Annotated in this window: 14 protein-coding genes; 8 read left to right on the top strand and 6 right to left on the bottom strand. The window is 44.3% G+C overall.

What is annotated here, in order from left to right; genetic code table 11:
* The first annotated feature begins 51 nt into the window (after positions 1-51).
* Positions 52-1,920 (top strand): acyltransferase family protein, encoded by a 1,869-nt coding sequence (locus tag IGJ44_RS14225; RefSeq protein ID WP_074536791.1) that lies wholly within the window; start codon positions 52-54, stop codon positions 1,918-1,920.
* 77 nt (positions 1,921-1,997) lie between these two features.
* On the opposite strand, the gene dhaL is transcribed toward IGJ44_RS14225, so the two are convergent.
* The 4 genes from dhaL to IGJ44_RS14205 form a co-directional block, all read right to left on the bottom strand.
* Positions 1,998-2,603, bottom strand: a complete 606-nt coding sequence (gene dhaL / locus IGJ44_RS14220; protein WP_016609484.1) for a dihydroxyacetone kinase subunit DhaL — start codon at positions 2,601-2,603, stop codon at positions 1,998-2,000.
* A gap of 14 nt (positions 2,604-2,617) precedes the next feature.
* Positions 2,618-3,601 (bottom strand): dihydroxyacetone kinase subunit DhaK, encoded by a 984-nt coding sequence (gene dhaK / locus IGJ44_RS14215; RefSeq protein ID WP_010750002.1) that lies wholly within the window; start codon positions 3,599-3,601, stop codon positions 2,618-2,620.
* A complete protein-coding gene (gene dhaM, locus IGJ44_RS14210; protein ID WP_005228160.1) occupies positions 3,598-4,002 on the bottom strand; it encodes a dihydroxyacetone kinase phosphoryl donor subunit DhaM in 405 nt (134 codons plus the stop codon). Before dhaM ends, dhaK begins: the two co-directional genes overlap by 4 nt.
* Before the next feature lie 199 nt (positions 4,003-4,201).
* Positions 4,202-6,526, bottom strand: a complete 2,325-nt coding sequence (locus tag IGJ44_RS14205) for an HAD-IC family P-type ATPase (RefSeq protein WP_167821440.1) — start codon at positions 6,524-6,526, stop codon at positions 4,202-4,204.
* Positions 6,527-6,785: 259 nt separating this feature from the next.
* Here IGJ44_RS14205 and queG point away from each other — a divergent pair, with 259 nt between their 5' ends.
* Positions 6,786-7,961, top strand: a complete 1,176-nt coding sequence (queG, locus tag IGJ44_RS14200) for a tRNA epoxyqueuosine(34) reductase QueG (protein WP_167826884.1) — start codon at positions 6,786-6,788, stop codon at positions 7,959-7,961.
* A 38-nt stretch (positions 7,962-7,999) separates the two neighbouring features.
* Here the strand turns inward: queG and IGJ44_RS14195 are convergent, their stop codons facing one another.
* Positions 8,000-8,356 (bottom strand): hypothetical protein, encoded by a 357-nt coding sequence (locus IGJ44_RS14195; RefSeq protein ID WP_005228172.1) that lies wholly within the window; start codon positions 8,354-8,356, stop codon positions 8,000-8,002.
* A 165-nt stretch (positions 8,357-8,521) separates the two neighbouring features.
* Here IGJ44_RS14195 and IGJ44_RS14190 point away from each other — a divergent pair, with 165 nt between their 5' ends.
* The 6 genes from IGJ44_RS14190 (at position 8,522) to IGJ44_RS14165 (ending at position 13,915) form a co-directional block, all read left to right on the top strand.
* On the top strand, positions 8,522-9,397 hold the full coding sequence (locus tag IGJ44_RS14190; RefSeq protein WP_005228179.1) for an SPFH domain-containing protein: 876 nt from the start codon (positions 8,522-8,524) through the stop codon (positions 9,395-9,397).
* Positions 9,398-9,400: 3 nt separating this feature from the next.
* Positions 9,401-9,898 (top strand): LURP-one-related/scramblase family protein, encoded by a 498-nt coding sequence (locus tag IGJ44_RS14185; protein ID WP_005233908.1) that lies wholly within the window; start codon positions 9,401-9,403, stop codon positions 9,896-9,898.
* A gap of 19 nt (positions 9,899-9,917) precedes the next feature.
* Positions 9,918-10,790, top strand: coding sequence for a fructokinase ScrK (gene scrK / locus IGJ44_RS14180; RefSeq protein ID WP_002347415.1), 873 nt, complete (start codon positions 9,918-9,920; stop codon positions 10,788-10,790).
* A 99-nt stretch (positions 10,791-10,889) separates the two neighbouring features.
* Positions 10,890-11,639, top strand: a complete 750-nt coding sequence (locus tag IGJ44_RS14175; protein ID WP_015510359.1) for an alpha/beta fold hydrolase — start codon at positions 10,890-10,892, stop codon at positions 11,637-11,639.
* A 107-nt stretch (positions 11,640-11,746) separates the two neighbouring features.
* Complete coding sequence (locus tag IGJ44_RS14170; RefSeq protein ID WP_010749997.1) at positions 11,747-12,709, top strand: rhodanese-related sulfurtransferase; 963 nt, start codon at positions 11,747-11,749, stop codon at positions 12,707-12,709.
* Between the two features lie 267 nt (positions 12,710-12,976).
* Positions 12,977-13,915, top strand: coding sequence for a 2-dehydropantoate 2-reductase (locus IGJ44_RS14165; protein WP_167826885.1), 939 nt, complete (start codon positions 12,977-12,979; stop codon positions 13,913-13,915).
* A gap of 160 nt (positions 13,916-14,075) precedes the next feature.
* On the opposite strand, the gene IGJ44_RS14160 is transcribed toward IGJ44_RS14165, so the two are convergent.
* Positions 14,076-14,825 carry a MurR/RpiR family transcriptional regulator gene (locus tag IGJ44_RS14160; protein WP_008380325.1) on the bottom strand — a complete coding sequence of 250 codons (750 nt, stop codon included), beginning with the start codon at positions 14,823-14,825 and terminating at the stop codon, positions 14,076-14,078.
* Between the last annotated feature and the right edge of the window lie 144 nt (positions 14,826-14,969).

The raw sequence follows: 14,969 nt of genomic DNA, 5'->3' as shown, positions 1-14,969 counted from the left end.
AATTGTTTTTTTATGAAACAATTGGATCAATTAGAGAAAAGTGGTTGAAAAATGAATAAACGTTTAAGCACAAGCCGCTATATTACCGGGTTTGACGGCATTCGAACCTTGGCAGTCATCGGCGTTATTTTATATCATTTACTACCTACTCATATGCGAGGCGGGTATTTAGGAGTTCCAGTATTCTTTGTCGTATCAGGTTATTTAATCACTGACTTGCTGAGGCAAGAGTGGGATCAAAACGGCAAAATCAAAGTCAAAGATTTTTATGTTCGGCGGATGAAACGGCTCTATCCAGGAATGGTGGTGATGCTGCTTATCTCAGCAGCATATATCACGTTGTTCCAGCGAAACCTGTTGAATAATTTGCGCGGGGTTTTTGTTAGCTCGTTGCTGTATTACAACAACTGGTGGCAGATCAATCATGGGTTATCCTATTTTGATCGGTTCGGTAATGAATCCCCCTTTACCCATCTGTGGTCGCTGGCTGTAGAGGGACAGAACTATCTGATTTGGCCTTTAGTGTTTATTTTGTTGATGAAAATCGGCAAGCAGAGGCATCGCGCCTTTAAATTTACTGCCGCAGTCACGATTTTGTCGGCAATTCTGTTAGCAGTCCTTTACACACCAGGCGCTGATCCGACACGGGTCTATTATGGAACGGATACGCGGCTCTTTTCGATCTGGATGGGGAGTGCCTTAGCATTCATTTGGCCAAGTACCCATTTGAAGAAAGAGATACCGCAAAAAGCCAAACGGGTCTTGAATATCTCTGGCTTTGCTTCCTTGGCTGGTCTGATCGCAGCGTTCTTTTTCTTAGATGATCATTTGACCTTTGTCTATTATGGCGGCATGTTCTTGATCAGTATCCTATGTACGATTCTTGTGGCAGTCACCGCTCATCCCGGAGCCAGCTTGAACCGGGTATTGAGTAATCCGATTTTCAGTTATATCGGCAAGCGTAGTTATGGGATTTATTTGTATCAATTTCCAGTGATGATTTTTTACGAAGCAAAAGTGGGGAATATCGGGGAGAACGTGCTGATGCACACGTTAGTGGAACTATTCTTGATCTTGTTTATCAGTGAATTGTCCTATCGGTTTATCGAAAACCCAATGCGTAAATTCCAGTACAAAGATACATTCAGAACGGTCCGCGGCTGGTTCAGCAAACCAATTTTTAGTTGGAAAAAACCGTGGTTAGTGCCCAGCTTACTGATTACACTCGTTGCTTTGTTTGGCGTCGTGACCGCACCGACGAATTATGTCGATGCCCAGCAGCAGCAGTTGAAAGACAACATTGCGGCCAATAAAAAAGCGGCAGAGCAATCGCAAAAGAATGCGAATGCTGAAGGCAATGAAGCAGACGATGAGGCGAGCACGAGTGAAGATGAAAAAAATATCATGGAAAAATATGATTTAACAGCAGCTCAAGTGAAAAAAGCAGAATCTCTTGAAATCACGGCTTTTGGTGATTCCGTGATGCTGGATGCAACGGCTGACTTGAAAGAAGTCTTTACCCAAGCGGTAGTTGATGGGGATGTTGGGCGCCAGCTGTATGCGAGCCCTGAATTGATCAAAGACTTGAAAGAAAAAAATCTTTTGCGGGATACCGTCCTTGTGGGGCTAGGGACGAATGGTTCCTTTACAGAAGCCCAATTTGACAGCTTTATGAATGAGATCGGTGATCGCAAAGTCTACTGGATCAATGTGCGGGTACCGACACAGCGTTGGCAAAATGAAGTCAATCGGATGTTGGAACGCATGGCGGAAAAATACGACAATATGACCTTGATCGATTGGTATGATTTGAGTAATGACCAAGAGTCATGGTTCTATGAAGATCGGGTCCATCCAAATCCAGATGGCATGGATCAATACGTGAAGCTAGTTGCCCAAACGATTTTACAAGAGGAATAAGCAAGAAAAAGACAAACCTTACGTAATCATAAGGTTTGTCTTTTGTCTTAAACGGTGCTTTGTAAGAGCAGCGTTTTTTAATTCTTTTCTATCACCGTTAATAGTGAGTCAAACAAAATCGCACTAGAAGCCGATCCGGGATCGATATGACCGATGGCACGTTCACCAACATAAGAGGCGCGGCCTTTTTTAGCAACGAGTTCTTTGGTATGTTCTTTCGCTGCTTCGATCGTGTCTTTGGTCAATTCACCTTTTTTCAAGGCTTCTGCGACAGGTTGCCAGACATCGATCATGGTCTTATCCTCAAACTCAGCTTTTCCCCGCATTTTGATGCCGGTCAAGCCTTCTTCAACGATCGTACCTAATTGTTCAAAGGAGTCGATCGTTTCTAGTTCCTTCGTTGCTTTAGTCATATTCATAAACGCCGAACCATAAAGGGGACCTGAAGCGCCGCCGACTTTTGAGATCATTGCCATCGAGAAGACTTTAAAGGTATCACTGATCGTCGTTGGCTGTTGTTTGGCATAAGCTTCTTGATAAGCAGCTACGCCGCGTGCCATATTGTTGCCATGGTCTCCGTCGCCGATCGGTGTATCTAAATCGCTCAAATAGGCTTTGTTTGCTTCGATTTCTTTTGTGAAGGTATCTAACCATGCTTGCACCGTTTCTGTTGTCAATTGCATCTCTATTCGCTCCTTTACCAGGCTATTGTTGTGACGGCTTCATTTAACGCATCGGTGTGATCCGTTTCGCTGAAGTCGATCAAGGTCAGTGAAAGTCCCTGCATATCGATGGAAGTCATGAAATTGCCGACTTTATGGAAGGAGACAGGGATGTCTTTTTCTGCGAGTAATTTCGCGACATCATTGGCAAAAACGAACAGCTCCATTTGCGGCGTACCACCCATACCGTTGATCAAGACACCGACTTTTTCTGGGGTCTTTTCATAATCCGCCAAGATTTTTTCCACCAACTCTTGTGCTAGTTCACGTGAGGGTTTCAGTTTTTCACGACGGTAACCAGGTTCGCCGTGGATGCCCACGCCATACTCGATCTCATCATCGGCTAAGTCAAAACCTGGTTTCCCAACTTCAGGAACTGTTGCCGCTTTTAATGCGACCCCAATGGTTTTGATCGATGCAACCAAGGCATCGCCCAGTGTTTTTAATTCGCTTAAGCTGGCACCATTACGAGCAGCTGCGCCTAAAATCTTATGGACTAAAACCGTACCGGCAACTCCTCGTTTGCCAGCAGTATAGGTGCTGTTTTCAACAGCGATATCATCATCCACGACCACGATCTCCGTCGTGATCTCTTCCATTTCTGCCATATCTTTGGCCATCTCAAAGTTCAAGATATCGCCAGTATAGTTTTTGACGATCAACAAGACGCCTTGTCCTTGATCAGAATCTTGGATAGCCGTCAAAATCTGGTCGGGGGTCGGGGAGGTGAAGACATCGCCTAAAACGGCGGCGCTAAGCATCCCATCACCGACAAAGCCAGCATGGGCCGGCTCATGTCCGCTCCCACCACCAGAAACAAGACCGACTTGTTCTTTTTGATTATTCTTAGCGATCACCCGTGAGTCTGCGACTTGATGGACCAGTTCAGGATAACTGCCTACGATACCAGCCAACATTTCTTCTACGATCATTGAGGGATCATTAATGATTTTTTTCATGCTTCATGCCATCCTTTCTCGGCTGCTTTTTTTGCTTCTGCAACGATTTGTGCCAAATCATCACTGAAACCAGCGGTGATCGCTGCAGCAAAGGCACCTTCCACCAGCGGCGCGTCGATCAGGTGATAGCGTTCTTGTTGCTGAGGTTCCAGCATGTCGTAAGCAAGTTCGGCATTCAAAACGGCACTGCCTAGATCGGCAAAGACTAAGATCAGTTCAGCATCTGCGGATTCGTTGACGGCATCCACGATTTTCGTGGCGTCAGAACCCAGCTCTCCTTCTGCTGTCCCGCCTAAAGAATAGATCGTGACTGACTCGCCATCAGCCATTTCTTCGATCATCTGTTTTAATCCTTCGGTGAGTTGCTGACTGTGAGAAACGAGTAAAATACTTTTTTTCATCCAATTTCACCAACACTTTCTGATTAAATTTGGCTGTTTGACAAGGGGGTTGCCTTTTCCAAAGAAATACCGTCCTTGTTGAAACCGCCTACAGGTTCAGTATACCAAATTTCTTTCTTCTTGTATGGTTGCACCTATGGAGAGGACAAAAAAACAGCATCGTCTTTCTGGATAAAGAAAGACGATGCGGCAGAATTGGTTAGGATTGTTTAACAAGCATTTTGGCTGAAAAGCGCTTCGTTAGGAAAGAAAGCCCCACGTACAGGCAGATGTTCAATGCCATCATGCCAAGGAAGTAAGGCAATGTTACGGCGGTCAAGAAACCGACTTCCAGCAATCCGTGGAAAAGCATTGCTGCGACATAGATCCCCACGGTAGTGGTAATCGCTAAGAACAATCGCAATGGATTTAATGGCAAGCAAGCGCGAATCACAGCGATACAGCTGATCCCGATCAACAAATAGTACAACAAGGTCGTCGTATCAAATTGCGACCAACCGTAGTCGGTTTGTAAAAAGCGGATCGCAAAGTAATTGACTAACACCAACAAGGCATTTGGCAACGCATTGAGCAAGACTGTCGGCAAGTAACGACCTTTGATCGGTGCTTTGTTTTCTTCAAAGGAAAGGAAGAAAGATGGATAACCTTCAATTGCTAAGTCGATCAATGTGATTTGGATCGGCAAGAACGGAAAGGCGCTGGATGTCAGGATACAAACCAAAGAGAGCAAGAAGCTGTAAATCGTCTTGATAAAGAAGATTCCCGACGCTTTGGTCACGTTATTGACGACGCGGCGTCCTTCAAATAAAACATCTGGCAACGTAGTAAAGTCAGAATCCAATAAGACAAAGTTAGCGATTTGACGAGCCGCACTGTCGCCAGCAGCCATTGCAATGCTGACGTCGGCTTCCCGTAGTGCCAACACATCGTTGACGCCATCACCCGTCATGGCAACGGTCCGTTGATTGGCTTTTAATTCTTGAACGAGTAGTTTCTTTTGTTCAGGAGTCACACGACCAAAGACCGTATAGCGTGTCGCAGCTTCTCGGACTTCTGCTTCGGTCGTTAAGGTAGAAAGATCGATGGCTTGATCGGCATTCGCTAGGCCTGCACGATGGGCGATCGCTGCGACAGCTATTGGATTATCGCCAGAGATCACTTTTAGATCGATGCCTTGATCCGCTAAGTAAGCCAAGGTTTCTTCTGCGTTTTGGCGGATGATATCAGATAAAATCAAGACTGCCACCGCTTGTGCATTGGTTGGGTCAAAGGATGTCGGCGTTTTTGGATTGGCCTCTACGGCTAAAATCAACACCCGCAGACCTGCTTCTTGCGCTTCTTTGACTTGCGGCAAGGCAGCAGAGCCAGTGACTTTTTCAGGTGCGCCAAGATAGACATTTCCTAGATGTTCAAAAGCTACAGCACCCCATTTGCGCTGTGAAGAGAAGGCAGCGACTTCGATCGGATGATGATCCGTTAGCTCAGGGCAGCCTTGACGCAATGCTTGCATCGTCAAATTGTTATCTGTGCTGGCTGCCAAATAATTCCCTAAGAGCATGTTAGGGTCGCTGTCGGCTTGGAGAGGAACGATCGATTCGAGAACCATATGGCCTTCCGTCAACGTCCCCGTCTTATCCAGACAAAGGGTATCGACATGCGCCAAGGTTTCAACGGCATACATGTCTTGGACCAAAATCCGTTTTTTGGCCAATTTAATGACACCTGTCGTCAAGGCGATACTGATCAGCAGGACAAGTCCTTTTGGTAACATTCCTAATAAGGCAGCGGCAGAAACGACGACGGATTCCTTGATCCCAGCATCTCGCATCATAAAGGCTTGGAAGAACAAAATCACCCCTAAAGGAACGATCACATAGCTGGTGAATTTGGATACACTACGGATCGAAGCAAGCAGCTCAGAGCGGATCGGTTTGTGGACCTTCGCCTCATTGCTTAGTTTCGCTGCGTAGTTTTCTGCACCGACATGAATGACTTTTCCTGTCACTTCACCGCTGACGATGAAACTTCCTGAGAGTAAGGAAGCACCTGCTTCTTTGACAACCAGATCGGCTTCACCAGTCAGCATCGCTTCATTGACTTCGACTAGTCCAGAAAGCACCGTCATATCAGCGGGGATTTGGTCCCCAGCCCCAAGAATGACTGAGTCGTCCAAAACCAATTCTTTGGCTGAAATCTCATGGGTTTGACCATCTCGAATCACTCGTACCGTTTGCGGTGAAACAAGTGAGAGTTTTTTTACTAAATTACGTGCGTGCAATTCTTGGCTGATCCCAATGGTGATATTCACAAAAATAATCGCTAAGTAGAACATGTTGGAATAGGCGCCTACGGCAAATAAAAAAACGCCAATCAATAGGTTGAGAAAATTGAATAACGTCAGTAAATTGTCCTTGATGATCGCAGCAGTTGATTTACTGGTTTTGGTTTCATAATCATTGTGCAGCCCCTCTTGGGTTTTCTTGGCGACTTCTGCTGCAGTCAAGCCGGTGGGTAATTGAGTCATAAGCATCTCCATTTCATTTGTTCATTTCTTTCTGATTCCTTTATCTAGTCTAGCATTCGAAAAATTCAATGCAATCGTTGCGGGGAAAATAGCGATAAAATTAATTAAAATCTTAAACAATCAACACGTGTTCTTTTAAAGAAAGAAAAAAACGGGGGGAACAAACCGCACCATCGACTTTTTTCAGGTGCTTACGTATAATAGGGGAAGAGAAAAAGCCGAGAAGCAGATGCTTAGCGGACAAAAGAGGGTAGCGAGCATGTCTTTAAAAGAAAAAATTATTGCAGAAAGCAAGCGGCTTGGCATCGACAAGATCGGGTTTGCTTCAGCGGAGCCGTTTTTGGCATTGGAGCCTTCCTTGCGGGAACAAAAAGCCAAAGGCCATACCTCTGGTTTTGAGCATCCCGTGATTGAAGAGCGGATCTATCCTGAACGGACATTTGAAAATCCGCAAACAATCATTGCGATCGCTTTAGCTTATCCGACAAAAATCAAAGAGAAAGTCCCGCGGGATGAAAAGCGTGGCATGTTTGCCCGTGCCTCGTGGGGCATCGATTACCATGATATTTTGCGAGAACGATTGGATCGCTTGATCGCCTTTATCAAAGAACAAGCGCAAACGATGGAAGAACAAGTCGAATGGCGTTTCGCACCGCAAGTCGATACAGGGGAATTGGTGGATGTGGCGGCAGCGCAGCGGGCGGGTCTTGGCTTTATCGGTCGTAATGGCTTGCTGATTACGGAAGAATTTGGTTCGTTTGTTTATCTAGGGGAGATCGTCACTAATATCTCTCTTGAACCAGATGAAGAAGTCCCGTTTGGTTGTGGTGATTGCATGCGTTGTGTGACGGCTTGCCCCACCAAAGCGTTATTGGGCGATGGTCGAATGAATGCCCAGCGCTGTTTGTCCTATCAAACCCAGACGAAGGGTATGATGCCAGAAGAGTACCGCAAAAAGATGCATAACGTGATTTACGGCTGCGATATTTGTCAGCTGGTCTGCCCTTATAATCGGGGGAAAGACTTCCATTTTCATCAAGAGATGGAGCCTGAAGTCGATACCGTTTATCCAAAACTGCAACCGATGCTGTCTTTATCAAACAAAGCCTTCAAGGCACAATTTGGTCATCTATCTGGCTCTTGGCGGGGGAAAAAACCGTTGCAGCGTAATGCCATCATCGCCTTAGCCAATGTAGGGGATCGCAGTGCCTTGCCAGCGATTTGGCGCTGTGCGACAGAAGACGTGCGCCCAGTGATTCGAGGAACGGCTTATTGGGCCATTGGCCAGTTGGGCGTCAAAGAACCAGAAATGTGGTTAGAGCGACTGCAACGGTGTGCAGAGTTAGAACCCGAAGAAGAGGCGCTACAAGAATTGCAGCCTGCCATCGAACGATTGCAAGCAGTCATTACCAAAAGGCAAGAAAAAGAGATATAAAAAAGCAAAACGAGCCCGGGGCCGTTTTGCTTTTTTATTTAATCTAGTACGTCATCACTTTCAACGATTTCTTCTGAATCCAGTTCAAAATCAGGTGCTGGATGCACACGCTCAGGCAGCTCCATTTCTAACTCGCCTTCTTCGGTGTATTGGTTGTCGGTATCGGCAACGTCAACTAAAATTTCTTCAGGAAGCTCTTGTTCCAACCGATAGCCTTCTGCATGACGTGCATCGAGTAATTCCAAAAGATGTTGCCACTCGTCTTTCGAGATCACTACAACGTCAATGCCATCTTTGTTTTGTACCTCTACAACAGAGGAAAGATCGGTGCCGACCGTTTTAATAATCGATTCCAACGACCATTTACTCGTTTCTAAGTCAATTTTTTGTGCCATAAGAATTGCCCCTTTTTTGAGAAAAATTTTGTCCTACCTTAATTGTAACGGGAAAGTTGCAGAAAACAAAATAGCTTGATTGGGAATCGTCCCTGATATGCGCAAGAACATTTGCACAGCGGCTTTAACCAAGGTAAGATAAGAGCAAGAAGGGAAGGAATAAAAATGACAGAAAAACAGACATTTCATGTGAATGGGTATTTAGCACTGGTTGTGCTGATCGGGTTATTAGTTGGCGGCGGTTATTTGTTTTATCATGGGTTCGTAAATGAGAGCGTTCTCGAAATCGTTCTCAGTATTCTTTTATGGATCGTTTCGTTTCTTTTCCTTAGTTCGTTAACGATCGTACAACCCAACCAAGCCAAAGCGATCCTCTTTTTTGGGCAGTACTTAGGAACCATTAAAGACAACGGCTTATTCGTGACAACCCCCTTAACCCAAAAAATCAATGTTTCATTGAAAGTCCGCAACTTTAACAGTTCGCTGTTGAAGGTCAATGATTCAGATGGAAACCCGATCGAGATCTCGGCGGTGGTGGTTTTTAAAGTCGTAGATACGGCGAAAGCATTGTTTGATGTCGATTATTACCAAGATTTCATTGAGATCCAAAGTGAAACAGCGATTCGTCATATTGCGACGCAATACCCGTATGACACGTTCAATGACGATGATCTGACGTTGCGAGGCAATACCAATGAAGTTTCGGAAGAACTGGCAAAAGAATTGCAAGAACGATTGGCTGTTGCCGGGGTCGAAGTCTTGGAGACGCGCTTAAACCATTTGGCGTATGCGACTGAGATCGCTAGTGCGATGCTGCAGCGCCAACAAGCCAAAGCGATTTTATCTGCACGGCAAATCATTGTTGAAGGGGCCGTCTCCATGACACAAATGGCGTTAGAACAAATCGAAGATGGACAGGACATCAATTTCACAGATGACCGCAAAGTCCAACTGATCAATAATTTATTGGTGTCGATCATTACTGATAAAGGCACGCAGCCAGTGATCAATACGGGCGATGTCAAAGAGAAAGGAGTGTAGCATTTGAAGAAACTTTACATCAAACAGAAGGTTTTCAGCATCGGCGAAAAATTTACCGTCACCGATGATTTACAAAACCCTCGCTATTATGTCGAAGGTAGTTTTTTTAAGATCCCGAAAAGTTTTACGATCTTCAATGAGCAGCAGCGACCGATCGCGGAGATCACCAAAAAAGTGTTCAGTTTATTACCGAAATTTTTTGTGGAAGTCCACGGCCAAGAAGCGATCGTTTTAGAAAAACATTTCACATTTTTTAAAGCCCGCTATTCCATCAGTGCAGAAGGCATCGATGTGGACGGCAATTGGTGGGATATGGATTTTGTGGTCAACCGCAACGGCAAGCGAATCGCAGAGATCCACAAAAAATGGATCTCTTGGGGCGATACCTATGAAGTCGTGATCTATGAAGAAGATCTAGATGACCTGATCATTGCATTAGTGGTAGCCATCGATCGCGTCAAAGCAGATGATGCCGCAGCGTCAAGTTCAGCAAGTAGTTAGAAAAAAAGGAGCGATGTGCATGTTATACGGTTCGATTGAAGCAGGCGGCACAAAATTTGTGTGCGCCATTGGCGATGAAGAAATGACGATCAAGGAAAGAGTGAGCTTTCCGACAACGACACCTGAGGAAACAATGCCTTTAGTCATTGATTTCTTCAAACAATACCAAGCAGATTTAGCAGGGATTGGGATTGGCTCATTTGGGCCCATCGATATCCATCGGGATTCTGCCACTTATGGGTACATTACCTCGACCCCGAAATTGGCATGGCAAAATTTTGATTTCATCGGTACCATGAAAAAAGAATTTCCGATCCCGATTTCTTGGACAACAGATGTCAATGCGGCTGCCTATGGTGAGTATGTCTTCGGCAGTGGCAAAGGATTGAGTAGTGTCGTTTACTACACGATCGGTACAGGCGTTGGCGGCGGTGCCTTACAAGAAGGGCGCTTTATCGAAGGGTTTAGTCATCCAGAAATGGGGCATATGCTGGTCGTCCCTCATCCAAAAGATGACTTTGCTGGCAGCTGTCCATTTCACGGCAACTGTCTAGAAGGGATGGCTGCTGGACCAGCCATCGAAAAACGATTAGGGAAAAAAGGGCAAGAGGTTGCAGAAGATGATCCTTATTGGGAAATCGAAGCCTCCTATATTGCTCAATGTGCCTACAATACAACCTTGATGTTTTCTCCAGATGTGATCATTTTTGGCGGTGGAGTGATGAAACAGCGCCATATGCTGCAAAACGTCCACGATGCATTTGCAAAATTGGTCAATGGGTATGTCGAAACACCTGAGTTAAGCAAATATATCGTGACCCCAGCATTGGAAGACAACGCTGGAACCCTCGGTTGTTTGGCATTGGCTCGAGAAGCGGTCTTACATTCATAAATAAAAAACGGATCATACTCTTCGGGTATGATCTTTTTTTGCAGCGTATCAGTGGCGCTTTTGGCGACTTTTTGTATACTTAAGCTGAGGTGGAAAAGAATGAAATTAGCTGTTCGAAAAAGAAAAATCGGGAATATTCCGGTCTTAGAAGTCGTACCAGAAGAAATGATTTATGAGCCACTGCCATTGATTATTTACTACCATGGCTGGCAGACGAGTAAAGAATTAGTGTTGACACAAGGCAGAAAGTTGGCTAGAGAAGGTTTTCGGGTGGTCTTGCCAGATGCAGCCAATCATGGGGAGCGCAAGACCCAGCTATCGGAGATTCCTTCTTTAACTTTTTGGCAAAGTATCCAAACCAATCTATTTGAGTTTTCTTACTTAGTCGATTTTTTTGAAAATCTTGGTTTGGTCAACGGTCAGATCGCAGTTGGCGGTGTCTCCATGGGAGGGATGACCACGTGTGGTTTATTGTGCCAGCATCCAGAAATTACAGCGGCAGCTTGTATCATGGGTTCTCCTTCCATGTTGAAATACCGTGACCGCATCCAAATGCACGCTGGCGCTGCTGGGTTCTTTGTACCCGAGGATTATGGTCAGCTTTTAAGCTGGATGGATGCTTACGATCTGTCTTCTCAACCAGAGAAATTAGGACAGCGACCTCTTTTGTTTTGGCATGGTACCCAAGACGAGAAAATTCCTTATGGTGATGTGGAAGCCTTTGTGGCAGAAAATCCAGAAGCAAATCTGCAGTTTATCTCGCGAGAAGAACGCCATCTGGTGCGTGGAGAAACGATGGATCAAGTCACAGCTTTTTTCGTGGCAGAGCTCAATAAAACCAATCCATGACACTGTTTGCTCAAAGAAAAAGATTGTGTGAAAAGGTACAAGCATAAAACTCGTTTTTTGTCACGTGATAAACTATACTGTAGGGTGCAAAAAAAGGAGGAATTGGTTTGACATACCGCGTTTTATTATTTTATAAATACACAACAATTGAAGATCCGGAAAGCTTCGCCAAGGAGCATTTAGCATTTGGAAAAGAAATTGGCATCAAGGGCCGTATTTTAGTAGCCAATGAAGGGATCAATGGCACACTTTCTGGAACGGTTGAAGCAACGGATCGCTATATGGAAAAAATGGAAGCTGATCCCCGTTTTAAAGGGATTTTTTATAAGATCGACGAAGTAGAAGAACATGCGTTTAAAAAGCTATTCGTTCGTCCGCGCAAAGAATTGGTTTCATTGAACCTTGAAGACGACATCGATCCATTAGAAATGACTGGAAAATATTTAGATCCTAAAGCGTTCAAAGAAGCGTTGTTAGATGAAGATACCGTGGTGATCGATGCTCGTAACGATTATGAATATGATTTAGGCCATTTCCGAGGAGCCGTTCGTCCCGATATCCGCAGCTTCCGTGAGTTGCCGCAATGGATCATCGATAATAAAGAAAAATTCATGGATAAAAAAGTCGTTACTTATTGTACTGGTGGTATACGTTGTGAAAAATTCTCAGGCTGGCTGCTGCGAGAAGGCTTTGAAGATGTGGCCCAACTCCATGGCGGTATCTTTGCTTATGGGAATGACCCAGAAGTTCAAGGCGAGCTTTGGGATGGGAAAATGTACGTCTTTGATGAACGCATCAGTGTGGAAATCAATCATGTCGATAAAAAAGTCATCGGCCGCGACTGGTTTGATGGGACACCTTGCGAGCGCTATGTAAACTGTGCCAACCCAGAATGCAATCGCCAATTCTTAACTTCTGAGGAAAATCAGGCTGCCCATTTGGGTGCCTGCAGCTATGATTGTGCCATCCACGAACACAACCGTTACGTGGAGCAACATGGGATCACAGAAGCAGAAAAAGCTGAACGGTTAAAAAACTTTGCAACAAAAAATGAAACAGTCACTGCCTAAACCGACAACTGTTTCATAGGAAATGAAGGATTAAAAGAGTCGCACGTGAGTCCGAAAACTGGCTTAGCTCAGTCAGTTTTTCTACCTTCCGTGCGGCTTTTCTGAATGGACAGAATTGGAAACGATCGTTTTTTAATTATCTGAAAAATCTAACTATTCCAATTGTTCTTTTTTCTTTCCTATCGAGAAAAAAACGCAAGGCTCTCGCATATTTCACGATTTTAGAGTAAACTATACCTAATTGTGGAAGAGGAAAGAGGAATTCAGATGAAAATTGTTATTGCTGGTGCAGGTGCTATGGGCAGCCGTTTTGCTATTATGCTAAAAAGAGGCGGAAATGACGTCACGTTGATCGACGGCTGGCCGGCGCATATCGAAGCGATCCGGGAACACGGATTACGAGCGAACTTAAACGGTGAAGAGATCGCAGTCCCTTTTTCGATCTATTCGCAAAATGAGATCCCAACGACTGTACAAGCAGACTTGATCCTGGTCTTTACTAAAGCGATGCAACTGGATCAAATGATGCAAACGATCAAACCGATGATCGGAGAGCAAACGAAAGTCTTATGCTTATTAAACGGGATCGGTCATGAGGACACGATTGAAAAATATGTTAGCACGGATAAAATCTTTTTAGGAAATACCATTTGGACGGCGGACTTGATTGGTCCTGGTAACGTTCGCTTGTTTGGGGATGGTTCTGTAGAACTGCAAAATATCGAACCGGGGAAAGAAGAAGATGCCCGTCAATTGGCGGCAGTCTTGGCTGATGCTGGGTTGAATGCGTCTTATTCTGAGAACATCCGTTACTCCATCTATCGCAAAGCCTGTGTCAACGGCACCCTAAATGGCTTGTGTTCGATTTTAAATGTGAATATTTCCCAATTCGGACAAACCTCAACAGCGCGTGCGATGGTCCAAACGATCGTGGAAGAATTTGCGGCAGTTGCTGCCCATGAATCTGTTGAACTGGATGTATCCGAAGTAGTCCACCATATTGAGGAAACCTATGATCCAGAAGGCATCGGAATGCACTATCCATCCATGTATCAAGATTTGATCAATAATCATCGTAAAACCGAAATCGATTATATCAATGGCGCAATCTCACGAAAAGGCCGCAAGTACCAAGTGCCAACGCCTTATTGTGACTTTTTGACTCAAATGATCCATGCCAAGGAAGATATTTTAGCAGCAGAATAACCACTTCTGCGAAGGTAATAACTCGTAAAATCGCTAGCAGTCAGTAGCGATATTAAGAGACTGCATCCAAATCATTCAGCAAAAAAGTCTTTTCGCTCACTCATAGAAGAAACACTATGAGGGCGAAAAGACTTTTTTTATTGATTTCGAGTGAGCCTGCTTATTTTTTCTTGATACGAATCGCATAAGAATCCAACAAGATTCGAGCAATGACCGATAAGGGCAGTCGTGAGCGGACTTCATAATCAGGGAAAAAGGAAATTTCTGATTTGAAGCCAATCAAAGAAAGCTCGACTAATTCCAGCAAGCGGCTTTCTTTTGAGGCGGTGATCAAAAGCGATCCGATTTCTTTATCGTAACAATTTTGAGCCGCAATGACTAATTCTTCGGTCTCCCCATTTAATGAAACAAAAATCACAGTATCTTCTTTACGTAAACGCTTACTGATCGTAGTGATAATATTGGGATCAGTGTACAACTCACAATATTTATCCACCAGTTGAAATTTTGTCTTCATTTCTTCCCCAATCAATTCTGAAAAGCCCCGTGCAAAAATAACGATTCGTTTCGCGTTGTATATTTTTTGGATCGCATCTTCAATAGTGCCCGTATCCAGCATATTTAAGGTACGAATGACTTCTTGTTCATTTTTAATAATGGAGCGACGGATCTCTTCATCCACCATTTCCACGTTTGAAAAATTCAAGGTCATATTCGATTGCTCTTTTAAATGATGTTTAAAAGAGGTGTAGCCCTCATAGCCCTTTTTCTTCATGGTTCGGACGATCGTTGTCGTTGAAACATTTGCCAGTTCACTTAGTTTGATAATCGAAAGGCTCGGAATTTCTGAAAGGTTTTGCGTAATGTAATTCCATAAAAATAGTTCTGCTTCACTTAATTTGTTGTCCATCTTGCCACCTCTTATCGCTATTTTAGTGTGATTGTATCTGAAAATCAAATGGAATCAAACAAGATTGAAAATGTTTTCAACAGAATGGATCGTTTTAGAAAACATGTACATTCAGAAACAGTGCATACTTAAGGTACAGCAAGG

The sequence above is a fragment of the Enterococcus sp. DIV1368d genome, assembly GCF_050542975.1.
Taxonomy (GTDB): Bacteria; Bacillota; Bacilli; order Lactobacillales; family Enterococcaceae; genus Enterococcus_D; species Enterococcus_D casseliflavus.
This window is presented reverse-complemented; position numbering and strand designations above follow the sequence as displayed.

Coding starts and splice junctions, on each gene's coding strand:
- dhaM (WP_005228160.1), bottom strand. CDS start 4,002: ATGAAAAAAAGTATTTTACTCGTTTCTCACAGTCAGCAACTCACCGAA.
- dhaL (WP_016609484.1), bottom strand. CDS start 2,603: ATGCAATTGACAACAGAAACGGTGCAAGCATGGTTAGATACCTTCACA.
- IGJ44_RS14225 (WP_074536791.1), top strand. CDS start 52: ATGAATAAACGTTTAAGCACAAGCCGCTATATTACCGGGTTTGACGGC.
- dhaK (WP_010750002.1), bottom strand. CDS start 3,601: ATGAAAAAAATCATTAATGATCCCTCAATGATCGTAGAAGAAATGTTG.
- IGJ44_RS14175 (WP_015510359.1), top strand. CDS start 10,890: ATGAAATTAGCTGTTCGAAAAAGAAAAATCGGGAATATTCCGGTCTTA.
- queG (WP_167826884.1), top strand. CDS start 6,786: ATGTCTTTAAAAGAAAAAATTATTGCAGAAAGCAAGCGGCTTGGCATC.
- IGJ44_RS14190 (WP_005228179.1), top strand. CDS start 8,522: ATGACAGAAAAACAGACATTTCATGTGAATGGGTATTTAGCACTGGTT.
- IGJ44_RS14195 (WP_005228172.1), bottom strand. CDS start 8,356: ATGGCACAAAAAATTGACTTAGAAACGAGTAAATGGTCGTTGGAATCG.
- IGJ44_RS14160 (WP_008380325.1), bottom strand. CDS start 14,825: ATGGACAACAAATTAAGTGAAGCAGAACTATTTTTATGGAATTACATT.
- IGJ44_RS14205 (WP_167821440.1), bottom strand. CDS start 6,526: ATGACTCAATTACCCACCGGCTTGACTGCAGCAGAAGTCGCCAAGAAA.
- IGJ44_RS14165 (WP_167826885.1), top strand. CDS start 12,977: ATGAAAATTGTTATTGCTGGTGCAGGTGCTATGGGCAGCCGTTTTGCT.
- scrK (WP_002347415.1), top strand. CDS start 9,918: ATGTTATACGGTTCGATTGAAGCAGGCGGCACAAAATTTGTGTGCGCC.